The organism is Anaerobacillus arseniciselenatis (genome assembly GCF_001865995.1).
GTDB classification, from domain to species: domain Bacteria; phylum Bacillota; class Bacilli; order Bacillales; family Anaerobacillaceae; genus Anaerobacillus; species Anaerobacillus arseniciselenatis.
This window is the reverse complement of sequence record NZ_MLQQ01000027.1, coordinates 15,532-37,824: the sequence shown is the minus strand read 5'-3', so window position 1 is coordinate 37,824 and position 22,293 is coordinate 15,532. Positions and strand designations below refer to the sequence as shown.

The window sequence follows — 22,293 nt, the reverse complement described above, 5'->3', positions numbered from 1 at the left end:
AGCGTACCCACCAATTGGCATAGTTTCACATATTATAAAAATAATGTTAGAGGTCGTGTCGAAAAATATTTTTTTGGTACTTCTCCAACGGCTCAAACCGTTGGTATATCAATATTTATAGAGGGAGGGAAGGAGAAGTAACTGTTCGAGTGTTTGGATTTGAAGAGAAAGAAGAATTATATAAAGAAATTAGTGAGGTTGCTTCTGATGCGTTGGGATATTTCGAGGAGAATATTGGTCCCTATCCATTTGGTCAACTAGACATTATTCTGGATGAATTAGGGATGGAATATCCAGGTATTGTTACAGCTAGCTCCATATACGGTAGTGGTCCTGTGAATCCTGATGCTCTGAAAAATATGGTAATTCACGAATTATCCCATCAATGGTTTTACGGCGTTATTAGTAATGACCCATTTAACGATGCTTGGTTGGATGAAGGTTTAGCAAGTTTTTCAACTAGCCTATATCTTTTTTCTAGTGAAAATCAAGAGGTTCCATATGATTCGATGGACAAGCAATTAGAACAACTGGAATCAATTCCAGTTAATTTGCCACTAGATAAATACGATGAAAATATGAGTTCCTATACTTATGGAAAATCGGGTACGATGTTGTGGAAATTATTTGAACAAAGAGGTGGAATAAAGGAAGCAGAAAAGTTCTTAAAGACTTATTATAATTATTATCAATATAAAGAAATAGATACTAAAGAGTTCGTAAGATTTACAAAACACTATTTTAATTTAGAAGATGAATCATTTTTTAAGGAATGGTTGACACTTGAATGATTTTTAGCGAATCCCAACTTGTTGCACTAAAGAAGGCTTATGTTGAACAAGAAATATGAAAAAGAACAGTGCCGCTTGTTGCACAGTACAACGATACTATTCACTAAAATAATAATCCACAATTGTTTCGATAGAGTAAACCGAAAGCCTACCCACGGTATAAGAGGATTAGGCTTTTTCACTTCAAAACTGTTGATGTTCTTTTATTGGTAAACACGTTGAAAGTGAGTGGTAAATTTCGTGGCAACTGCTGGTAAAAAAACATGGCACATCTTATACATTCTTGTGGCTGTAATCATACTAAATGTATTATTAGGGATTTTTGAGGAGTTACCTATACCTGATTTGAAAACTAGAGTAATCGAAGATCTAAACAGAAAATGAAAGAAGAAAAATACCCATATGTAACAAGTTTTACAGTAACTATGTTAAAACAAATGCCAACCCGTTATCCTAAAGTAGATGAACGGATTATGAGAATGGTAGAAAGCAAAATTTCTAGTTGATTTAAGACCAAAATCATTAATAAGTAGTAACGAGAAATTAACGAAAAAGAAACGATTAGAACTACTTTTACAAGTAGTTGAACTAAACTAGGGAGGAATTACAAAATGAAACAAGAATTAATTGAAAAGCACCTAACTAAAATTGTTGGTCAAGTACCTAAGATTGAATATTTTACTGGTGAACTACTAGACAAAAATTTTATACGGGGTATTGATAAAGGTAAATTTACCCTATCTAACGGAGAAACATACTATTATGCTATAAATAAAGATTCTAAATCTGTAACAATATTTGATCATGAAGGAAAGTTTATTAGAAGTGATCAAATGACACCAGAAAATGAAAAAAGTATTAAAAATATGGTAAACGTGTTAAAATTAATAAGAGCTGTTGTAGCTGCGACATTAATTCCGTACACTATTTTAATTGCAATCTCAAAGATTGAGGAACATTTTTTAAACACACTTGAATTATGGACATTAATAGGAATAGGGCTGGTTGTTCCTTCTTTATTATTTATTGAAACAATCCTGTCATCAAGAGTTGAGAAAGTAAAGGATAAATGGTTTATAATGTCCATTATATTTATATTAGCGTATAATTTTTTCATGGGTGTAATGATAGTAAACGTTTTTAATAATCTATAATATTTATAAACCTTCTTTTCTTCGTTATTTACGTTGAAAAGGAAGGTTTTTCTAGTTAAATACAAATTTGATTATTAAAAGAGATAATTGACATTTAAAGTAATAAAGGAAGCGAACTAATTATGTCGCATCCCATTTTAAATTTCTCAAATTATCTAATATACATTCCATACAAATGAAAGAACCAAATTACAAGTAGAATATAGAAAGGAGTTCTTTTCCCTTTATAACTTTCTTTTAACATTACATAGATAAAAATTAAAGGGAATACGAAAGAAAATAAATTTTTAAGTATAAATAAGAATAGATCCATGTAATCCATACCCTTCTTAATGTGTAATTCGTTCATAAATTATAGCATTTAACGAGGTGAAGTTGAACCCTCATTCACTATATCATCCTTTAGTGTTGTGTAAGCGTTACTAACTGCACTACTGCCATCTTGATAAGCCCCATAAATATTTGCAGCGAATGAAGCAGCAGCTATACCGCTACCGAGAGCCCCTAAAACACTACCTAATGTTAAAACAGTTAATCCTAACGCAGCCATTAGTAATGGTACATTATAGTTAATTGTTGATCTTGCCGATGCTACTTGGTCAGCGTATGATTTAAACCATTTAATATTATTGCTCTGCCAACCGCTAGTGTATGCATTTTTGGATAACTTGCTTCCTCCACCGCAACCTGGATCTAAAAATATACAAATTTCTTCGCTCCAAAAACTCTTTACTCTTTCATATGATGTCATAGTCGTTAGTTTATTAACAGAATTGTCAGAGTAACTAGTAAGGTAAGAGACACCGCCCATTATCGATGGCATATTCATTTGTTCAATAGTTGCGATTGGTGCATTAAGATCCACTAGCTCATCGTTTACTAGAGCCTCATCATTATTCAATTGTATAATTTCATCCACTGTTTCTCTAATTACCGATTCTGTCCCATCAAAATAAGTTGTTATAGTTTCGTTAGTTATCGTAAAGATTGTTTTTCCTTTATGTTCACCCTTTTTTACTTTGTCAGTTTTCACTTTCAAAGTAATATAAGTTATTCCTATTTCGTCACCATTTTCAAAATCAAAAACAGGATATTCACTATTAATTACATTTTCACTTTCCTTTTTTGAAGCTTCAGCTGTATTGAAAGGGTAAATCACAAATGCGAATAATAATGTAAAACAAATTAAAGTAGAAATATACTTTCTCATTCTATCACTCTCCCTTTTTTTCTTGAATTTTTTTATTAATTAATGCAGTGGTAGACAACATTCTCCCCCTTAATTACCTTTTAGTTGCATTAAATATCAACTAAAACTAATTTCGTTGTTATTAACAATATGTAAGTTGTTATCTTTTAACAAATATAGTAAAACTATCTAACATCTACTAAGTGGTAATATATTATAAGAAAACTTAATTTTCCTCAAATTCTTATACAAAGGCATAAATATATTGATAATTCGTTGAATTCAGATGTTTTTATTGTAAGAAGATATCAACAATTTTAATGGATCGACCTTGAAAGCTTATAGTAAATAAGTTTATAATAGACTTATATTCTATTATCCTTTTCTTTTTTACCTTGTACTTTCCCACTGTCAAAAGTGAGCAGAAAGAAGCTGGTTTTGCAGCAATGGAAACACCGCTATAAATCTTCATAATGATGAAACGGTCACTGTTTAATAAACATCCGCTAGTTGTGATGGTTAAGCGCCTTTGTACTTTCCCAATAATTTTTATTGAGCAGAAAGAAGTTAGGCATGGTTACTATCAAGTGATAGTTTTAGTTGATCTTTTAAAAAGTTTTGTTCACACAATTTAAGTGTGTCAAATATATTAAACGAACATATAGGCGTATCTAAATTTCGAGGAATATTCCTTGTGTTTTTGGTACGCCTTTTTCTGTGAAAATAAATTCTTGGTTTATGCACCTCATAAACTGTTAATGCTATTAATACTTTAAATAAGGCAATAGGAAAGCAGAGCTACCAAAATTTTTGGTTTCTCGCATAACTTTTCTATTACTTGTCTATACTGCTAATTTGCGGGTAACTCGTGGTAGGGTTCTTTGTTAAGCAGCATGTGATAGACAATGGTGAGCATTCGATGTCCAATGGCAACGAGTGCTTTTTTCTTTCCCCTACGTGACGCTAAAGACCAATACTTGATAGATAACCTTTTGTTTCGACTCCTTGATACTGCCCATGCGGCTTCACATAATGCCGATTTGATATGTGGATTTCCTTTGGTACTCCGCGTGCTTTTCCTTTTTCCAGCACTCTCATGATTTCCTGGTGATAATCCTGCCCATGAAGCAAGATGTTTAGAGGTTGGAAATTGCGCCATATCAGCTCCTATTTCAGCAATAATAACAGAAGCTGTCTCTTTTTTAATTCCAGGCATGGTCATGAGTAACTCAACTTCTGTTTGATACTCTTCTAAAAGTTGGTCAATCCTCTTTTCAATATCAGAAATGAGTTCTTCTAAATAAGTAATGTGTAGCCAAGATTGCTTAATAAGGAAAATTTGATGTTCAGTAAGAGTACCAAATAATGAATCTGTGATTTGTTTCTTTTTGTGAGCCATTCGACCATGAATTCGTTTTTCTACCTCAGTTTCATCCACATATCCTTCAGAGATTAACTTTTCTAATAACCTTCTTCCTGAAGCGCCGAACACATCGGAAATGATCGTACTTAATTTAATATTTGAAGCCTCCAACACTTTTTGGATACGATTTTTTTCCGAAGTCATTTGTCCAACCCACTTCTTCCGAAGACGAGTTAAATCGCGCAGCACCCGAATATCTTCTGGGGGAACAAAGCTTTTTTCGACTAACCCGTGACGAAGTAACTTAGCTATCCACTCTGCATCAGAAACATCCGTTTTTCGACCAGGAACATTTTTAATTCGTTGGGCATTAGCAAGTGTAATATCGAAATAGTCCTCTAAAATATTGTAGACTGGTTTCCAGTAGATTCCTGTACTTTCCATTGCGATATGGGTTACTTCTCTTTCCTCTAACCATTTGAGTAACCTAAATAAATCTTTGGTTAACGTAGGGAAAGTTTCAACCTCTTTTGATAGTTGACCACTATCATCTTCTAAAAGAGTACAAACAACAATCGACTGGGAATGAACATCCAAACCAGCACAACGTTTAAATAATGTCTCCAATCCTCTTAACCATCCTTAATGAAATATTCCACAAACAATGGAGTGAATTTGAAATTAAACATTTTTCTGTTCGTAGTCACCTTTCGTAGAAAGAGCTAACAATGGGTTGTGCACCAAATTCACTCCAACAGTTTTGTGTACAGGGTCAGACCACCATTAAAAGCTACGTCATATACTCATTGTTTGTGGTATCTACATTATGGTAAAGAAAACTTATTTTCATTCCTGGGTTGAGAGCGAGCGCTCATGGATGTTTTGTGTACTAATTTTGTGTACTAAAAACAATAGGGAATGAACTGAAAATCTTATGTAATAGGTTTCCTATGCCTTTCGTGTCTCTTACATCTTTAACTAGATTACGTTGAATAATTTCATTGTTATAAGTAACGTTGCGGAAGTTTTCTAAAACGCCATCACCAGCATCAATTTTGTTCTTTCAATTGCCTTTGTTGCTCGTCTGAAAGCATTTGAAGGTCAATTTGGTTGGGTAAGAATTTTTCTCTTAAATCATTACGACTATAAAGATCTTCTCCTACCGAGTACCAAGCTATTAGCAAGCAAAAGGCATGGATTTAAAGGTTCAATTTTATTCAAGTAAACCAGCTAATAGAAGCTCGGTTCTTATTGCGTTAACGACGTGAGATAGTAAAAAAGGGGGACTTTTGCGTAGGTCTCTAATGGAATGGGAATTTCAATATTTTTTTTCATTGCATTTATATTAGTGGCAGGTACTGGTTTATGGAATTCTGTTCTTGTCTGATTTTTCTGTGGTAGGGTAGGTTTCTTGGGGAAATAGTTTAACTAAACTGCCATAGGTTAAGATAGTCGTTACTGGAACAGAAGAAGTGACACTTTCGTTTTCAGTATTGAGCAGCAGTAAAAGGATAGTAAAATAAAGGTATGTCAACTATCGTGAGCTAACAGTTTTTGAAGATCGCTTCTTTCTTTTTATGCCGAACATTCCGCTATATTGTTGAACGGCAGTTGTGGCAGGAACGATCACTACGCCTTGTGCTTCTAAGTTTATTAGAAAATCTTCGACAGATAAAAAAGGTTTTGCCTTGATTTGTTCTTTTCGCAAATAACATCATCCCCTACTTATTAATGTTTTTTATTGTATTGTATTAATTATATCAGATAATTTCGCAAGAAAGGATGGGGTGAGTATTAACGGACAGATTTTTATTTATTTTTGGACTACTCATTTAAAAACCTCGTTATAATTTTGGATCGATCAGTTGTACGCGTTTAACCTCCGCTAGTTTCTTTGCTTGCATCGTATAATATTGGTTTGTTACAACTATTGCGTTTTGGCGCGATAATAAGGAATCGCAATAGCTACGACTACTTATTGAATGGCGGAATCGCCAATATTTGAACTATAGCATTTAGCTTGTACGACCGTCTTTTTTCTTTTACGAGAAAGAATTAGATCTGCGCCATAGTCATCGCTTCCCTGGGGGACCTCTGCTTTGTATCCTTTACCTCGATAAATGGTTTAAGAAATGTACGAATTCTAAACCGCCAAACAATTAACGGCGAGCAGATTAGGGGTAAATCCATTTCTCGCCAACTAAATCTTTAAGGGCTGAAGCGTTATAGTAAATCTGCAATCATTGTAAAAAAACTTGGAGAAAAATGAAAAATAGTATCTGTGAGATTGGGGAATTTAAACAAATGTGACAAAATAGATCTTTCTCTATGTCGCTTTGAGTCAATAAAAGTAACCTACCCTGTGCGTTTGGTCGACGAATAAGGGGAAGGATACTTTTATTGTTTATTTGCCTTTTACGCATCCGTGCTCTTTTTTAGTTAATCTAAAAAGCGATTGACTTTTAAAGAAAAATTTATTTTTAAATTTAATACCTCCACTCTTGCAGTAGCGTCTTTCCAAATCTTTTCCTTCCCCATTCCAATCGTTATCTAGTTCATGTAACTGCTAAACTAAAGTTAACAGTTTTCGCTCGATAGAATTGAACACTTTCTGCTCCAAAATTCCTCCTTTCAGTTAAACTTAGAAAGTATAAAATTAACTGTATGTTGGGGGTCGGGAAGGTGCTGAAAATAGAATTGATTGTGGAAGTTTATCAATTGAAAAAGCAGGGGTTTAACGTCTCTGCAATTGCAAGGAAATGCAGTCTTTCGAGAAATACAGTATATGCCTATCTAGAGATGGATCTAAAAGATGCTTATGAGTGGGTGGATGATTTGAAAACAAGAAAACGGAAACTAGATCCTTACCAGGATCAAATCTTAGGATGGCTAAAGGAGCATCCGGATTTATCAGCTTCTCAAATTTCCGATTGGCTAGAAGAACGGTGCTCATTTAAAGACATTGGTGAAAGTACTGTTCGAACTTATGTAAGAGAGCTACGGGAAAAGTACCATATTCCTAAAACTGTCAACTTCCGTAGTTATGAAGCTGTTGAAGAACTACCAAAAGGAAAACAAATACAAGTAGACTTTGGAGAAATGCGAATAAAGACTTATGAGGGGAAGGTGATAAAAATATATGTCATTGCTTTTGTACTCTCCCACTCACGTTTTAAATATGCAGAGTGGCAGGATCGTCCTTTTACTACCCGTGATGTTTTACGTTCTCATGAAAATGCGTTTGACTATTACGGTGGAATAACAGAGGAGATCGTATATGATCAGGATAAATTAATGACTGTTAGTGAAAATGGCGGAGATATTATATATACGGAGGAATTTCAATCATACAGACAGCAGAGAGGATTTCGAATCTATTTATGTAGAGCAGCAGATCCAGAATCAAAGGGAAAAGTAGAAAATGTGGTTAAGTTTATTAAAAGGAACTTTGCAAAGAATCGAGTGTTTCATCAAATAGAAACATGGAACGAGCAATGCTTAGCTTGGTTAGAAAGGAAGGGGAATTATCAAGTCCACAATACAACAAAAAAGAGACCTGTCGAAGTATTTGCCCTCGAAAAGCCACACTTACGAAAAGTCTCTTCCCTACTCTCTTTCGAGAGTAACCATGGATTAAGTATAACAAGAACTGTGCATAAGGACAATATCATTAAGTATCAATCTAATCGCTATTCTGTTCCATTAGGAACTCATAAACCTCAAGGTGATAACACAGTTTATGTTCGAACGGAGCGGGACGAGCTTATTATTGAAAAGACACCTGGCGGTGTTACGTTAGCTATTCATCCTCTTTCGAGGGGGAAAGGGCAGTTAATAAAAAATAGAGATCATTCCAGGGATCGTTCCACAGGAATTAAAGCCTTCATAGAAACAGTAAAGATGCCATTTGAAGACAAGGAAAAGATTCATGTTTTTTTAGAATAAATTTTAGAGCGTTATCCAAGGTACATGCGGGATCAACTACAGATTCTTCAACGGGCAGTGAAGGATTTCCAACCATTTATTCAATCAGCCTTGGATGTTTGTATTAAGCAGAAATTATGGAGTGCGAATGATTTTTATGACGTCGTGAGCCATTTAGCTAGAATTCAAGGGTATGAAAGCTCAATACCATCTGACATTACTTTCATAAATGAACATGCCTCCAGTCATTGGAAAGAAAAAGCAGTGTTGAGAGAATTAGATGGTTACCTCAAAATTCTAGGAGGTGTCTGAGTTGGAGTTATCCGTTGAAAGTTTACAAAGGCAACTTCATCATTTAAGGATGTCAGAGACCTCAAAGGAGCTAACTAGTTTTTTAAGGAAGGCAGAGGCCAATTCATGGACGTATCAAGAATTTTTACGTGAACTGCTCACTTATGAAGAAAAACGACGTGAAGAAAAAATGATAGAAAAACACTTAAAATGGGCAAAGTTCCCTTACGAAAAGAGCCTAGAAGAGTTCAATCTAAAGGAACTACCTTCACTTAGTACAAGACAATTGAAGCAGTTACAAGAGCTTTCTTGGTTAGAAGAATCTTTTAATCTAGTATTTTTAGGCCCTCCAGGAGTTGGGAAGACTCATATTTCAATAGGGTTAGGTTTAGAAGCCGTTCATAGAGGCCACCGTGTTTCTTTTATTTCTATGGGGGAACTAGTACCTTTACTCAAGACAGAGGAATTCCTTCGCAAGTCACAACTAAGAATGAAACGCATTAAAGAAGCAGATCTGGTTATCATTGATGACTTAATGTATATGGCCATGGATCAAAATGAGGCAAATCTATTTTTTCATTTAATAAATCACCTTTATGAAAGAAGTTCGATTATACTCACATCAAATAAAGGGCCAGAAGAGTGGGGAGACTTACTAGGAGATCAAGGTATCACTACGGCGATTTTAGATCGCCTTCTCCACCGCTCAGAAGTTATTCATTTTGATGGAGCAAGTCATCGTATTAAATATAGAGAATCTCTATTTCAAGCAAAAAGTGTATAAATTAATGAGCAAATGTGTTCAAAATTAATGAGCGAAATTTGTTCAAAACTACTTGACGGTTACAAGGGTGCACCTTTTGACAATTAAAGGCCAATTGTGGGGTAACTTATAATACTTAGTAGACCTATATTATGTAATGAGGTCTTTATTTTTAGAGGAACTGGTGAAGTAATGCACTTAAACTTACCAGTAGTTATGTGGGACAATTAAACCCTTTATGGCAATACTCCAAATTCCGTCTCCTACCTATGTTAGTTTATCGGTTTTATATAAATTTTATTATTTACAAAATGCTAATTTGGTGAATAAGATGAAATAACTCGATCAGAAGTTCGAGGTAGGGCGATTAATATTATTAAAGACAAATCTCCTGAGTATATAGTGGAAAGATCTTCCTGGAAAGAGGGGAGCGTAATAAAAATAATATCTTCCAAAAGTTAGCTCTAAAAAGGCACCCTTTATTAAATTTCACCATAGTAAGGAACATCGTTCACGGAATGATCAACATGGAAACCATGTAGATTGTTTAGATGATGTGACGACGCCTATTGATTATTGTTTACTTTCATTTGGAGATTTGCATTTTAGTGAAGTAAAGTATAGTTGTTAATTTTTTCAAAAAATTGGTATAGTAGATTAAAGGGGAAAATGGTAGCCATTTAGAAAGTTTCTAATTTTCATTTTATAAGATTAACTATTTAAAAACAAATAATTGGGAGGGAGTTATAATGAAAGCATCAGAAAGTTACCTATTAAATCTTTTGTCAAATAACGATGTGACGTTTTTTATTCCACCATACCAAAGAAATTACGAGTGGGATAAAAGCCAATGTGAGGTATTTTTTAATGATATTAAAAAAACAGCAATCAGCAATATTAATGGCAAGTACTCTGAACACTTTTTTGGAACAATTGTATACGTAGAGAATGACGCAGTATTTGGCGAACCTAGTAAACTAGTATTAACAGACGGACAACAGCGTATTACAACGACAATGTTATTTTTAGTGGCTATCCGTGATGTGGTTGATGAAGAAAAGACTAAAAATATTATTGATGATAAATATTTAACAAATAAGAATGTTACTGACGAAACAGAGCATAAAATCAAACTAAAACAAGTAGAAACTGACTGGCAAGCGTACCTTAATATTATTCTAAATAGTAATTTGACGGAGGAGAATAAAAAATCTGCTGTTTATCAAAACTACGCTTTTTTTGTAAATGAACTCAAAAAATTGAAAAAAGAAGATGAGATAGCGCTTTTAGATTTGGTATCAGAAGGTCTTGATAGGTTTAGTATTGTTACTATTCAATTACAACCCACAAAAAATAGTTGGGAAAATCCTCAGGAAGTTTTTGAGTCTATGAACTCTTTGGGAAAACCGTTATCTTTAGCAGATTTAGTTCGTAACTATTTATTGCTTGGGATAGAAGCGGATGTTCAAGAAAAATTATATAAAGATTACTGGTTACATATTGAAAAGCAATTGCCAGAACAAGTATCTAATTTTATACGAGACTTTATGCAATTAAAAGCTGAGAAAGCTTTCAAAAAAGCTACGGAAACAAATTATAAGGAATTATATGCTGACTTTAAGTATTTGTTTAAAAATGCTAAAGTTGAAACTTTATTAAAGGAATTGAATACATATTCAGATTATTATTCTTATATCGTATTAGGAAAATCGAGTGGTAGTTCTAAAATTGATCAGAAGTTAGATGATTTACGTACAATAGCTGTAACGACAGTCTATTCATTTCTTCTTGATTTATTAGATAATTGGAAATCCGAAAAACTAAATGAACAAGATATTATTAATGTTTTAGATGGGTTAATAGTGTATTTTATCAGGCGTAGAATTTTAAAATTAACACAAGGAGAAAATAAAAATTTTCCGTCACTTGTTAAAGAAACAAATAAAATTGTCGGCAATCCAGATAAAAAACGTATCATGTTTGAAATTTTAGCAAGTCAAGATAATTCAATGCGTTTACCGAATGACAACGAAATATCTAATGAGCTTAAGGTGATGAATTTTTACAACTATAAGCATGCTAAGTTCATTTTGTCATTAGTCGAAGAAAAAATTACAAAATATCGACCAAATAAGATTGATATGACATTGCAAATGGAGCATATTATGCCTCAAACCTTAAACAGCAATTGGAAAGAAGATCTTGGAGTTGATTTTGAAAATATACATCAGGAATATTTGAACAACATTGGAAATTTAACTTTAATTCGTCACAATCAAGAGCTTGGAAATAAATCCTTTTCAGAGAAAAAAGAAATTTATAATAACAGTGCTGGATTACAAATTGCTAAAAATAATATAGTTAATCGTTCAATATGGAATAAGAATAGTATACAAAAAAGAGGAACGTGGATAATCGAATTTATCCTTAAGGAAATTTTGCCTATTCCAGAAGAAATGAGATATAAAAATAATTATGCTCAAAAAAGTAGTAGGGGCTTATCATTTTTAGAATTACAACTTATCGGAGAGGAAATTAATTATATTTCAGATAAGTCTATTGTTGTTAAAGTCGTTGCAGATAAAGAAGTTGAATTTGAAGAAAAGAGATGGCGATTATCCCCCCTGACTCGAGAGATAGAAACAAGAAAAGGGACCGTGAATTCATCTGGAGCTTATCAAGGTGCACAGTATTGGGAATTTGAAGGTATGAAACTTGCAGAAATTATGTAAGTGTTATTTCTAAAGTAAGCGTCAAAAAATCACATTTGCTGGTGTGCGCTTTTTGACGCTTGTTTTTTTACTAATAAAAACTAACTATCGTTTTTTGCAGCTTAGATGAAAGTAAATAACGTATATTTTATATTAAGTACAATCAGTCACAAAAAACCTCATTTAGAAACAATATTACAAGTTAAGTATCGATAATTGTTCAACAATTGGGAGCTATCCTGAAAAGTTGATAAAATAAACATTGGTTTGCTGCACAGTCACCCATGTATTTTAAAACCAAAAATACACCACCGAGAATGAAAATAAGTTCACTTTGTCCATACTGATTTTACGGCTGGCTGAGGAAGGTCGATATACTGTGGTGCGTTAGAGCCCTTTGCGCAGTCTGACTCCTTCGATCATGGTGCACCAATGACTGTTGCTCCCTTACGGGAAGCACTCATGGTAGATTAATCCTATTCTGGTTATTGCACCAGCCTCTAATATTATTTGCCGTAGAAAGGATGTTTTCAATGGATATCATCATCGAGAGAGCCTGTGGTATGGATGTCCATAAAGACAACATTACTGCATGCGTCATCACACCAGAAGGAAAGGAGATTAAGACTTTTTCAACAAAAACCTCATTCCTAATTCAGTTAATTGACTGGATCAAGGAACATAAGTGCACTCATGTGGCAATGGAAAGTACAGGTGTTTACTGGAAACCTATTGTCAACTTACTTGAAGCCGAGGATATTGAGTTTCTTGTAGTGAATGCTCAACATATTAAGTCCGTTCCTGGACGAAAAACTGATGTAAAAGATGCTGAATGGATCGCAAAACTACTTCGTCATGGCTTACTAAAAGCCAGTTTTATCCCAGACCGAAATCAACGAGAATTGCGTGAACTCGTTCGTTACCGTAGGAGCATTATTGAAGAACGTGCCAGACAACATAACCGGATTCAGAAAGTATTAGAAGGCGCTAATATCAAACTTGGTTCTGTTGTTTCGGATGTTATGGGAAAGTCTTCCCGTGATATGCTTCGCGCCATCGCTGAAGGCGAAGATGACCTTGAAATGCTGGCAAATTTCGCAAAAGGAAGGATGAAACAAAAGAAAGATGAGCTAAAACTCGCCCTTCATGGTTATATCAATGAGCATCAACGATTCATGATAAAGACGGTTCTAAACCATATTTATTTCCTTACTGAACAAATCGATTTGTTAGATCAAGAAGTAGCCGATAGGTTAAGTATCTATCAAGAGGACATCGATCGCTTAGATTCCATCCCTGGAATTGCAAGGAGAATGGCTGAGCAAATGCTTGCAGAACTTGGGACGAACATAAAAGAACAATTTCCTACGGCAGCTCAAATGTGCTCATGGGCCGGATTGGTGCCAGGTAGTAATGAAAGTGCTGGGAAACGAAAGTCTTCTAAAACGAGGAATGGAAACAAATATTTAAAGTCAGCCTTAATTGAAACAGCTCATTCTATCAGAGGGTCAAAAAACTACCTCGGAGCGCTTTATCGCCGAACTGCAGCACGCAAAGGTAAAAAACGGGCAGCAGTTGTAGTTGCACATGCGATATTACGAATCTCTTATTACTTATTGACCCGTAAAGAAATGTACGTTGATTTAGGAGAAGATTACTTTGATAAGCAAAAACAACAATCTATTGTTCGTCATTCACTTCGAAGGTTAGAAAGTCTGGGCTATACTGTCAGACTTATAGAACCAGAAGCGTCTTAGAAATAATCCATTCAAATATAATATCCCCTGAAATATGGCGTTCCTCTCTTTTTTTTAAAAAGAATGAGCTACGTCTTCTTAAGTATGGCCTTTTTATCGATACTAAAGATGTTAATTTTCATGGTAGTACAACGATATTATTCACTAAATAATAATCCACAATTGTATGAATAGAGTAAACCGAAAGCCTAATCCCACCGTATAAGAGGATTAGGCTTTTTTACTTCAAAACTGTTGATGATGTTCTTCTATTGGTAAAACGTTGACAGTGAGTGGTAAATTTCGTGGCAAATGCAGGTAAAAAACATGGCACATCTGGTACATTCTTGTGGCTGTAATCATAACTTCACTTCACAACAAAAGAGAGGACAATGTGTTAACTATTGCTGTATTAAATCTCGAATTTCTTAGGTTAGAGTTTGGAATAATGGATTAATCAAAAGTCTATATAAAAACAATTTTAAGCTAAATTTATATAGTATAATAATTTCCTTACTAGGTAAGGATTGATAATAATAAAAAACTATGCTAAAATGGATTTATCCTTACTTAGTAAGGATAATGCTGTACTAATATTCCTAGTAGTCATCCAACCTCGATAAAAAACATATTACAGAAAAAAGGCTAATCTAAAAAAGATTATAAGATAAACATTCAAAAACAGAAGATCATAAAATAACAAAGGCTAAAAACAAAATTGAAAATTTAAAAATGCCTAAATGAGAAAATGACAAAGATTTAAATAAAAAAACATGAATAAAACGACAGCCAAAAAGGATGATTTTAATTATGAAAAAACATATTTTGGAGGGATTCGGCGATTTAGGAGTAGTTCGTGAGTACAGGGACGTAAAAATAACAAGTAAACGACAACTCACGATACCAAAGGCTTTTTTTGATTATTTAGGAATGGAAGATACGGTCCATGCAGTTCTTTTAGATGACGGAATATTGATTAAACCCGCTATAAAAAAGTCTGTTCAAGAGGCAGATGTTGAGGCTATACTACAAAAGGTTATAAATGAAGGATATTCTGGAGATGAATTAGCCGATGAATTTTCAAGAAGGGTTAAAGAATATAATCGAGTATTGAAAGGTCGTATTAATGAATTCCTAAATGATATAACAAGCGATGAGGTTTCGGATGAGCGTGAAGGAGACGATTTTAATGGCCTTGACATGTTCTTCGACCAAGAAGATGCAGAAAATTTTGAAGCAAGTGGAGAAGAAAAATAAGAAACTATATTCTGAGTTTAATGATCAGCTAAGTGAAATTATGAATGATCCTCTAACTGGTGCAAGGTTAAAGGGAGATTTGAATGATTTTAGGAGTCATGATTTTAAATTTCAACAAGTCTCATTAAGAATTTGCTATGCCTATCATGAAGATGATCAACATGTTACATTGGTTTATTTCGGCACGCGAGAAAACTTCTATCGCGATGTAAAACGTTATGTTAATTAAATATGCTCCAAAGTCCTCGATTGATGGGGACTTTTGTGTTCTTTAATTTAATAATTTAATAAGTTTTACGTTTAACTTCAATGAACATTATTACTATTACAATCGTACGTAATTGTAACCTTGCTAATTTCCTATTTATTTTATAAAATGTAATTATAATTATTTTTATTTGCTCAATGAGCCTGACAGTGAAGTTTTAAGCCCTACGGGTGGAATTACACACGCTATACGTGTGTCTTCCTCCGTAGGGCTTTTTTGTTTTCTATAAAACTTAAAACACATTTAGGAGGATGAATATGAGAAGGATATCAAAGGATACCATTCAGAAAGCAAAAGAAGTTGATTTAGTTTTTTTAGCTGAACAGCTCGGTGATCAACTCAATAGAGTAGGTCAAAGTTATTTTACCTATCGAAATGAAGGCGAAAGTACTCCATCCTTATCTATTAATCCAAACAAAGGAATTTGGAAGGATTTTGCAGGTACAGCTGGTGGAAGTGACGCAATTAGTTATTACTACTACCGTATCAATTATTCAGAATCTTATCCAAAGGGTTCTGAGTTTTTTGAAATGGTAGAGAAAGTTTGTGAGCTTTGTGGGATTACCATTGAATATGAAGATGGTCAATCTCGTGAATTTAACAATGTTGAATATAAACCTCGTGAAATAATTGTTAAGGAATCTGAAAAAGCTTCTCCAGAACAATTGAATAAGGTGTACAAAGTCATGTTAAAGGAGTTTTCACTTCAACAGCAGCATGTAGAACATCTTAAAGAGGTTAGGAGGATTAATGTTCATACTGCTAACTTACGCTCATACGGTTCAATAATTCAAGATAAAAAGGAACGGTATATAAAGACCAAAGCCATTAAACAGTCTGTAGGAAATCTAGAGGGTGTTCCTGGCTTTGCTGAAATTAAAGGTAAATACGGTCTTTATTGGAGTGTAGTTGGTCGATCAGGTATGCTAATTCCTTTCCGCAATATTAATAATCAACTTGTAGGTTTTCAGGTTATGTATGATGAAAGACCTCAATTGATAAAAGCGGATGGCGATTTACTTGTTCAAATGAAAGATTACAATAATTTCAGTATTATCCAAAAAAGTACCGGTGAATTAATTGGTGAGGCAAATCGTGATCAACTTCCAATAAGTAACGAGCTAGGTTCTATATCAATAAAGCTCGGTCAGAAGTATGGTTGGTTTTCATCTCCTATTAATCCATCAATAGGTATCTATAATGGTGCTGAGATTGGAGATCCTCTTCCTTATCACGCGGCTGTTCCAAGTAAAGCATTAGCTGATTGGGATATCTTTCAAGATAACATTCGTAATCATATGAATGTTGATGAAATATGGTGGGGAGAAGGTCCATTGAAAGGTGATATAGCTTCTGATTTTACCCAAAAGCTGCATTTACAAGTGGCTGGCGTATCTCAGTGGCGTCTACTCTTAGAACCGACAAAACAGTTAAAGCCGAAACGTATCGTTATTGCCTTTGATGCAGATGCACAAGACAAAGAGGATACAGTAGGATTAAACGTTTTTAATGCGGTGAAGGAAGCTAAAAAAGAATTGCAACCATTAGGAATTGATGTGGCTATAGCCATGTGGCCGTCGAATGTAGCTAAAGGAATAGATGATTTATTCCATGCAGGGTACAAGCCGAAAATCATTGATATTCCGTAAAGTTGCACTTTATATGACAAAAAGGAAGCTGCTTTTTATTAAAAGCGGTTTTTTTGTTGTCTTTAATTAATAATTCTTATCTAAAAATTACACTTAGGAGGACATTGAAATGTTACAAATGACGCTAACTTGTTCAAGAAATGATGTTGAGGTAGTGAAGGAAACTCAAACGAGAATGTACGAAGTTGATGGTGGAATTGAAGCTTTAAGTGAAAGCGAACTTCTTCACCTGATAGTGAGAGCTGGAACAAAAAATCATCCACTTGAGGAAGTAATAAGTGAGATATCCGCTCTAAAAGCTGAGTACGGCTTGAAATGGTTAAATCCTGAATTTCTTAGGTCGAATGTAAGTGGTTTGACACAAAAGAAAGCTGAAACCTTAGCAGCAGCTATTGAACTAGGTAGGAGAGTTTATACCCAAGATCCTATTGTTGGAAAAACGATTAGGTCTCCAGAAGATGCTGCAAGTTTGTTTGATTATATGAAACATCAAACACAAGAACACTTCGTTGCTGTGTTTTTAAATACCAAAAATGTCGTTATAGGAAAGAAAACAATTTTTGTTGGTAGTTTAAATGCAAGCATAGTTCACCCGCGCGAAATCTATCGCGAAGCTTGTCAACGAAGTGCAGCATCGATCATCGTTGCTCACGGACATCCGAGTGGAGATCCGTCTCCTTCCAGGGAAGATTTGGAGGTTACAAAAAGACTTGTTGAGGCTGGAAAGATGATTGGAATCGAGGTTTTAGACCACGTGATTATCGGATTTAACCGCTATACAAGTTTAAAAGAAAAGGGTCATATATAAGCCCATTACACACACTTAGGAGGAATTAATATGAACGCAATATTTACAACTGAAAAGGTGAAATATGAAGTGAATAGGTTAGGTTATACGCGAAATGGACACTTTGTTCAAGGGGAAGTCAACTTAAAGCAACTAACAATTGGTCAACCGGCTATCATTGAGTTTAAGCTTAATGGTCATAAGCAGATCATTAAGACAGACACTGTAACGGATATTGAACAATGTCCTGATTGCTTTAAGAATAGGCTAGACAAAGAGGTTCATCCTTATAACATTTCTGTAATTCGTAAAGACCGTTCGATCATTAAATTAATGAGAATTGGTACTGAAGAACAGGTTAGAAAATGGGTAACTAATCGTTTTCCAAATGAAAAAATTACGTATCGAATTGCTCCTATTCCAGTTAGGAAAAAAGGAGTTTCGTGATCTATGGATTTTTCTAAAGGAGAAGAAATTTTAGTTACTCTTAGCGGTAATCATAAGCCGATACAAGCTACGTTCTTAGGTTGGAAGCCAAGTTTAGATGGAAAAGATTATGTCTATCTAGTGGTGGATTGGAACGGCCAAGAACGAAAAATACATGATGTATTTATTGGAGAGATAAATGGTAATACATTTACTGCTTAATTTGAAGAAAGTCGATTCGCTTTATTGAATCGACTTTTTCTAATTTATTACACACTTAGGAGGAATTGATATGGCACGTATTGCATCGCAATCAAAAGGTGGCTTTTATGCAACACCAGAAGGACAAATGAGCTTAATTCTCCCACGTTTAAAGGTAAATGAAGGTGAGAGGTATTTGAACCTTTTTGATCCTTGTGCTGGAGAAGGATTAGCTTTGAAACAGTTAGGAGATCATTTTTCTGATGATCAAAATCTAACTGTTCAAACTTTTGGTGTGGAATTAGAAGAAACAAGGTTTCAAAAAGCAAGGGACGCTCTTGATCAAGTTATCCATGATGGATATGAAAATGTTCGTACAGAAGCGAATTTTAATGTAGTTTGGTTAAATCCGCCCTATGATGAAGTATTTCATGAAAGAACGGAGCTTCGCTTTTTAAGGACTTTATCTTCTAAGTCTAAAAATATTTTTGCGAATAATAGTTTACTAATGTTTTGTGTACCTCAGTACGTTTTAGATAAATGTGCAATGGTTTTATCAGAACGGTTTCGAGAAATAAAGGTCTACCGATTTACAGACAATGCCTACGATGTTTTTAAGCAAGTTGTAGTCTTTGGTTACTTTGGTACTCCTGGTTCTCGGGAGAAGGTAAAAGAGACACGAGACTATCTAAAAGATATCGCAAATAAAGGTCCTGAAATATTACCAACTTTAGAAGAAATTGAGGAAAACTTTTATGTTGATCCTTCTGATCAACCTATTACATTATTTCGAGCAGGAAAGTTAAATTCACAAGAATTGTTCAAAGACCTACAACATTCAACACTCTTTTCAGAATTTGAAAAAAGAGTCACACCAGAAGTAAGGAATAGTTCAATGAAACGTCCGTTGTTGCCTTTAAAATTGGCACATGCAGGAACGGCTATTGCTTCAGGTGCTGTAGGTGGAAATTTAGGAAATCACATGGTTGTGGGAATTACGAAACCTGTTACGGAATTATCAGAAGTGTTAGATGATGAAGGATTAGCAAAAAAAGAAGTTTACACTAAGCATCATAAATCCGTCATACGTGCTTTTACACGAAACGGTATTTTTGAGTTGCAATAGGAGGAATGAAAATGAAAAAGGATACAGTTACTTACACTTATGAGAATGAAATTGAGTTTAATAATGCTCTAGCTACATTAGATAATATCATTGCTTGTCATTTTCACTACGAATATAACGCGGGTTATATCGTTGTGGAAGAACAGATAAAGGAGGAAGAATAATGAATGCACTCCTTTTATGTGATTGTTATGGTATGGACCCTTGCTGCAGCAAATGCTCTGGTCATGAAAAAATAGAGGTAACTCAGACATATCGCATTCCTAGTCATTTTGATTTTGCTACGTTAAAGTTCGAACCGATTGGGGGACTTTTTCAAATCTTCCATTCAGGCGAACAAATTATCGGGGTAGGAAATATCGATTATCAACCTGAGTCTAAAAGCTATTATGTTGATGAACTTCAATCCTTTTGGGGACAAGGAGGGCATGAATTTATGATTAATACCATGCTTTCAGCTGATGATATTGAGTTTATTGAAGGAAATTTCAAGTGGGAGGATTGTTTATGATTGATAGACTTTCAAACTTTGAAAAAGGTTTTTGTCTATATATCCAAGCCATTAAAAGCCCTATGATCAATCGACGATATGCACCTATAACTAGAAAGCTTAATGAGGCTATATGCCTCATGGCTTCTGAAGATGTGAAACTGATGAAAAAAATTGTTGTTAATCAATGGGTGATTAATAGAGCTTTAAGCAGCTCTTATGCTGAAAAGTATTGCATTTAGGAGGAAGTTAATTGTTTGTGAAATAAACCGTAAACAATTACAAAATAATTAAACTTTAAAGGAGGGATAGTCCTCTAACTATTAGATCCAGTTAGGGGAAATCCCTTCCTGTGTCTATAGTTATGACGATTTAATTATGGAAATTAATTTACAATCTGTAGAAAGAAACTTTAATGCTAAATTGCATTTTGCAGTGGTGGAAGGTAAAGAGATTATAGCTGCTTCTTATGTTGGAGTACCTGAAGCAACAACCGCGATCACCGCAGGAATTATTGAAAATCGTCCTGTTCGCATTGGAAATCTCCTATTCAATCGATCTATGGATGCCTTTAGGCGTTTAGATAGAAGAATAGGAATGGGGGATGTCGCACATGGTATGGTTTTTAATTCACTTACAACGATTGACGGGATTAATAATGTGATCGAAGGAGAAGACAATAAAAAAAGTTACATTATTTCAATGAGTGGAAATATCAAAGAAGATGTATCTAATCACGTGATTGAGCGATTCGGGTTACCAATAGAATTTAAAGAACAGTATTCGGGATTACTAGGTTTTATGTATGAAGATTTAGAAGTCATACAAAATCCTGAGTTCATGGAGTTATATCCATCCCTAAGAGCTGTTCGTTTTAATGGCACAGAGCAAGATGTTCTTGAAATCGTAGAAGATGCGTTAAAGAACGGTATGCTCATTATTCCTAAATCCGAGGTAGAAGGTGTCTTTGATCCGGAATGGTCAATGAAGGAATATATGATTAAGAATGCGCAAGCAATGAATAAGTTGCTTGCAGAAATGAAACCACTTCATACCATGAAGGACAAACTAGATCCTGCCATTGCAACAATGGATCGTATTCCATTTCCTGCACAAGCCCATGTAATTCAAGGGTTAGTCAATGGGTATAGCGTTGGAAATAGTGTATGGAGTGCAGCAAATATGGGTTAATCCTGTGAAGGGAGGTAACCGTATGTATGAAGTTGCAAAAAAAATGTATTTAGATGGAATTTCCATGCGACAAATTGAGAAGGAAATAGGGTTTGATCGTAAAAAACTTTCTCAGATGCTTAACCAGGATGGAGTAAAAGTTATTTCTAGAGGATTTACTAAAGGGACACAAAAATATCAACATAATAATCTAGCGTTTAAGAATATCGATTGTGAAGAGAAAGCTTATTGGCTAGGATTTTTGTATGCTGATGGTAACGTCTACCAACCAAGAGGTCAAATTGAAGTAGGGTTAGGAGTAAAAGATAGAATTCATTTAGAACTATTCAGAGATTTCATCTCGCAAAAAGCACCGATAAAAGAGAAAATAGTTACTTTAAACAGTAAAAAGTATACTGCGTGTCGGCTTCAAATCAACTCTATGGAAATTGTAAATGATTTAATCGATAAAGGGTGTCTCCCTAACAAGTCCTTAACTTTAAAGTTCCCAGATAAGGATACTTTACCCAAGCATTTAATTCACCATTTTATAAGAGGATATTTTGATGGGGATGGAACCGCAATAATGAGAAAAGAAAAGACGTGTAAAGATCAGGCTTTTGTCAGTATTGTTGGTAATAAACCTTTTTTAGAAAGTTTGGTTGAGCATTTAACTATCGTTGGTTTATCAAATAGAAATAGGTTTTACAAAAAGGGAAAAGCCTACTCGTATCATCTTGCAGGGAATGGAAATTATAAAAGGTTTCATAAATACATCTATCATAATGCAACTATCTATTTAAAACGGAAATGTTTATTACCTGTGGCCCATGTAAAATCGGGTGAATTGCTGGAACCCCTAACGTAAAGTCGAGGGTAATCAGCAGCCAAGCTACATGAATTGGTTAATTAAGTATTGTAGAAGGTTCAACGACTAGGTTGTGAGGATAACCATACCAATAAACAGCCCACGAGCGCCCGACACGATGAAGGTCTT

At 34.5% G+C, this 22,293-nt stretch carries 22 protein-coding genes and 1 pseudogene; 19 read left to right on the top strand and 4 right to left on the bottom strand.

The annotated features are described in order from the left end of the window. Positions 1 to 149: 149 nt before the first annotated feature. From BKP35_RS12280 to BKP35_RS12275, 3 genes are all read left to right on the top strand, one after another. Positions 150 to 791: a M1 family aminopeptidase gene (locus BKP35_RS12280; protein WP_071313653.1), complete on the top strand. Its 642-nt coding sequence runs from the start codon at positions 150 to 152 to the stop codon at positions 789 to 791. A 380-nt stretch (positions 792 to 1,171) separates the two neighbouring features. Then, positions 1,172 to 1,297 (top strand): hypothetical protein, encoded by a 126-nt coding sequence (locus BKP35_RS20105; RefSeq protein ID WP_281244226.1) that lies wholly within the window; start codon positions 1,172 to 1,174, stop codon positions 1,295 to 1,297. A 105-nt stretch (positions 1,298 to 1,402) separates the two neighbouring features. Further along, positions 1,403 to 1,945, top strand: a complete 543-nt coding sequence (locus tag BKP35_RS12275; protein ID WP_071313652.1) for a hypothetical protein — start codon at positions 1,403 to 1,405, stop codon at positions 1,943 to 1,945. Between the two features lie 361 nt (positions 1,946 to 2,306). Here the strand turns inward: BKP35_RS12275 and BKP35_RS12270 are convergent, their stop codons facing one another. The 4 genes from BKP35_RS12270 to BKP35_RS20260 form a co-directional block, all read right to left on the bottom strand. Continuing rightward, a complete protein-coding gene (locus BKP35_RS12270; RefSeq protein ID WP_071313651.1) occupies positions 2,307 to 3,155 on the bottom strand; it encodes a hypothetical protein in 849 nt (282 codons plus the stop codon). Positions 3,156 to 3,984: 829 nt separating this feature from the next. Beyond that, complete coding sequence (locus tag BKP35_RS12265; protein ID WP_071313650.1) at positions 3,985 to 5,124, bottom strand: IS110 family RNA-guided transposase; 1,140 nt, start codon at positions 5,122 to 5,124, stop codon at positions 3,985 to 3,987. Positions 5,125 to 6,031: 907 nt separating this feature from the next. Further along, a complete protein-coding gene (locus tag BKP35_RS19600) occupies positions 6,032 to 6,205 on the bottom strand; it encodes a hypothetical protein (RefSeq protein WP_169819216.1) in 174 nt (57 codons plus the stop codon). A gap of 267 nt (positions 6,206 to 6,472) precedes the next feature. Beyond that, positions 6,473 to 6,619 carry a restriction endonuclease gene (locus BKP35_RS20260; RefSeq protein WP_084031631.1) on the bottom strand — a complete coding sequence of 49 codons (147 nt, stop codon included), beginning with the start codon at positions 6,617 to 6,619 and terminating at the stop codon, positions 6,473 to 6,475. A 542-nt stretch (positions 6,620 to 7,161) separates the two neighbouring features. On the opposite strand from BKP35_RS20260, the pseudogene istA reads away from it, so the two are divergent. From istA to BKP35_RS12190, 16 genes and pseudogenes are all read left to right on the top strand, one after another. Next, positions 7,162 to 8,733, top strand: a pseudogene (gene istA / locus BKP35_RS12260) (IS21 family transposase). A 1-nt stretch (position 8,734) separates the two neighbouring features. Next, positions 8,735 to 9,496, top strand: coding sequence for an IS21-like element helper ATPase IstB (istB, locus tag BKP35_RS12255; RefSeq protein WP_139192875.1), 762 nt, complete (start codon positions 8,735 to 8,737; stop codon positions 9,494 to 9,496). A gap of 728 nt (positions 9,497 to 10,224) precedes the next feature. After that, on the top strand, positions 10,225 to 12,207 hold the full coding sequence (locus BKP35_RS12250; protein WP_071313649.1) for a DUF262 domain-containing protein: 1,983 nt from the start codon (positions 10,225 to 10,227) through the stop codon (positions 12,205 to 12,207). A gap of 512 nt (positions 12,208 to 12,719) precedes the next feature. After that, positions 12,720 to 13,943, top strand: a complete 1,224-nt coding sequence (locus BKP35_RS12245) for an IS110 family RNA-guided transposase (protein WP_071313648.1) — start codon at positions 12,720 to 12,722, stop codon at positions 13,941 to 13,943. Positions 13,944 to 14,732: 789 nt separating this feature from the next. Next, positions 14,733 to 15,179 (top strand): AbrB/MazE/SpoVT family DNA-binding domain-containing protein, encoded by a 447-nt coding sequence (locus BKP35_RS12240; RefSeq protein ID WP_071313647.1) that lies wholly within the window; start codon positions 14,733 to 14,735, stop codon positions 15,177 to 15,179. Beyond that, the gene (locus tag BKP35_RS12235; RefSeq protein ID WP_245741958.1) at positions 15,163 to 15,408 is read left to right on the top strand and encodes a type II toxin-antitoxin system RelE/ParE family toxin; all 246 of its coding nucleotides are present in this window, start codon (positions 15,163 to 15,165) and stop codon (positions 15,406 to 15,408) included. The genes BKP35_RS12240 and BKP35_RS12235 overlap by 17 nt, the downstream gene beginning before the upstream one ends. 296 nt (positions 15,409 to 15,704) lie before the next feature. Continuing rightward, on the top strand, positions 15,705 to 17,096 hold the full coding sequence (locus BKP35_RS12230; protein ID WP_071313645.1) for a DUF3854 domain-containing protein: 1,392 nt from the start codon (positions 15,705 to 15,707) through the stop codon (positions 17,094 to 17,096). 109 nt (positions 17,097 to 17,205) lie between these two features. Beyond that, on the top strand, positions 17,206 to 17,904 hold the full coding sequence (gene radC, locus BKP35_RS12225) for a RadC family protein (RefSeq protein WP_071313644.1): 699 nt from the start codon (positions 17,206 to 17,208) through the stop codon (positions 17,902 to 17,904). A gap of 30 nt (positions 17,905 to 17,934) precedes the next feature. Further along, positions 17,935 to 18,330: a hypothetical protein gene (locus BKP35_RS12220; RefSeq protein ID WP_071313643.1), complete on the top strand. Its 396-nt coding sequence runs from the start codon at positions 17,935 to 17,937 to the stop codon at positions 18,328 to 18,330. A gap of 3 nt (positions 18,331 to 18,333) precedes the next feature. Then, positions 18,334 to 18,531: a hypothetical protein gene (locus tag BKP35_RS12215; RefSeq protein WP_071313642.1), complete on the top strand. Its 198-nt coding sequence runs from the start codon at positions 18,334 to 18,336 to the stop codon at positions 18,529 to 18,531. 70 nt (positions 18,532 to 18,601) lie between these two features. Next, the gene (locus BKP35_RS12210) at positions 18,602 to 19,636 is read left to right on the top strand and encodes a DUF6094 domain-containing protein (protein WP_071313641.1); all 1,035 of its coding nucleotides are present in this window, start codon (positions 18,602 to 18,604) and stop codon (positions 19,634 to 19,636) included. An 11-nt stretch (positions 19,637 to 19,647) separates the two neighbouring features. Continuing rightward, a complete protein-coding gene (locus BKP35_RS19595) occupies positions 19,648 to 19,800 on the top strand; it encodes a hypothetical protein (protein ID WP_169819214.1) in 153 nt (50 codons plus the stop codon). Continuing rightward, entirely contained in the window at positions 19,800 to 20,147 is a 348-nt protein-coding gene (locus BKP35_RS12205; protein ID WP_071313640.1) for a hypothetical protein, read from the top strand. The genes BKP35_RS19595 and BKP35_RS12205 overlap by 1 nt, the downstream gene beginning before the upstream one ends. Next, positions 20,144 to 20,368, top strand: coding sequence for a hypothetical protein (locus tag BKP35_RS12200; RefSeq protein WP_071313639.1), 225 nt, complete (start codon positions 20,144 to 20,146; stop codon positions 20,366 to 20,368). Before BKP35_RS12205 ends, BKP35_RS12200 begins: the two co-directional genes overlap by 4 nt. A gap of 136 nt (positions 20,369 to 20,504) precedes the next feature. Further along, positions 20,505 to 21,317: a hypothetical protein gene (locus BKP35_RS12195; RefSeq protein WP_071313638.1), complete on the top strand. Its 813-nt coding sequence runs from the start codon at positions 20,505 to 20,507 to the stop codon at positions 21,315 to 21,317. 22 nt (positions 21,318 to 21,339) lie between these two features. Continuing rightward, positions 21,340 to 22,164, top strand: coding sequence for an LAGLIDADG family homing endonuclease (locus tag BKP35_RS12190; protein WP_071313637.1), 825 nt, complete (start codon positions 21,340 to 21,342; stop codon positions 22,162 to 22,164). The last annotated feature ends 129 nt before the right edge of the window (positions 22,165 to 22,293 follow it).

What these genes read in the sequence shown, in the direction of transcription:
- BKP35_RS20105 (WP_281244226.1), top strand. Translation starts at nt 1,172, where the DNA reads ATGAAAGAAGAAAAATACCCATATGTAACAAGTTTTACAGTAACTATG.
- BKP35_RS12275 (WP_071313652.1), top strand. Translation starts at nt 1,403, where the DNA reads ATGAAACAAGAATTAATTGAAAAGCACCTAACTAAAATTGTTGGTCAA.
- BKP35_RS12270 (WP_071313651.1), bottom strand. Translation starts at nt 3,155, where the DNA reads ATGAGAAAGTATATTTCTACTTTAATTTGTTTTACATTATTATTCGCA.
- BKP35_RS12250 (WP_071313649.1), top strand. Translation starts at nt 10,225, where the DNA reads ATGAAAGCATCAGAAAGTTACCTATTAAATCTTTTGTCAAATAACGAT.
- BKP35_RS12245 (WP_071313648.1), top strand. Translation starts at nt 12,720, where the DNA reads ATGGATATCATCATCGAGAGAGCCTGTGGTATGGATGTCCATAAAGAC.
- BKP35_RS12240 (WP_071313647.1), top strand. Translation starts at nt 14,733, where the DNA reads ATGAAAAAACATATTTTGGAGGGATTCGGCGATTTAGGAGTAGTTCGT.
- BKP35_RS12230 (WP_071313645.1), top strand. Translation starts at nt 15,705, where the DNA reads ATGAGAAGGATATCAAAGGATACCATTCAGAAAGCAAAAGAAGTTGAT.
- radC (WP_071313644.1), top strand. Translation starts at nt 17,206, where the DNA reads ATGTTACAAATGACGCTAACTTGTTCAAGAAATGATGTTGAGGTAGTG.
- BKP35_RS12220 (WP_071313643.1), top strand. Translation starts at nt 17,935, where the DNA reads ATGAACGCAATATTTACAACTGAAAAGGTGAAATATGAAGTGAATAGG.
- BKP35_RS12215 (WP_071313642.1), top strand. Translation starts at nt 18,334, where the DNA reads ATGGATTTTTCTAAAGGAGAAGAAATTTTAGTTACTCTTAGCGGTAAT.
- BKP35_RS12210 (WP_071313641.1), top strand. Translation starts at nt 18,602, where the DNA reads ATGGCACGTATTGCATCGCAATCAAAAGGTGGCTTTTATGCAACACCA.
- BKP35_RS19595 (WP_169819214.1), top strand. Translation starts at nt 19,648, where the DNA reads ATGAAAAAGGATACAGTTACTTACACTTATGAGAATGAAATTGAGTTT.
- BKP35_RS12205 (WP_071313640.1), top strand. Translation starts at nt 19,800, where the DNA reads ATGAATGCACTCCTTTTATGTGATTGTTATGGTATGGACCCTTGCTGC.
- BKP35_RS12200 (WP_071313639.1), top strand. Translation starts at nt 20,144, where the DNA reads ATGATTGATAGACTTTCAAACTTTGAAAAAGGTTTTTGTCTATATATC.
- BKP35_RS12195 (WP_071313638.1), top strand. Translation starts at nt 20,505, where the DNA reads ATGGAAATTAATTTACAATCTGTAGAAAGAAACTTTAATGCTAAATTG.
- BKP35_RS12190 (WP_071313637.1), top strand. Translation starts at nt 21,340, where the DNA reads ATGTATGAAGTTGCAAAAAAAATGTATTTAGATGGAATTTCCATGCGA.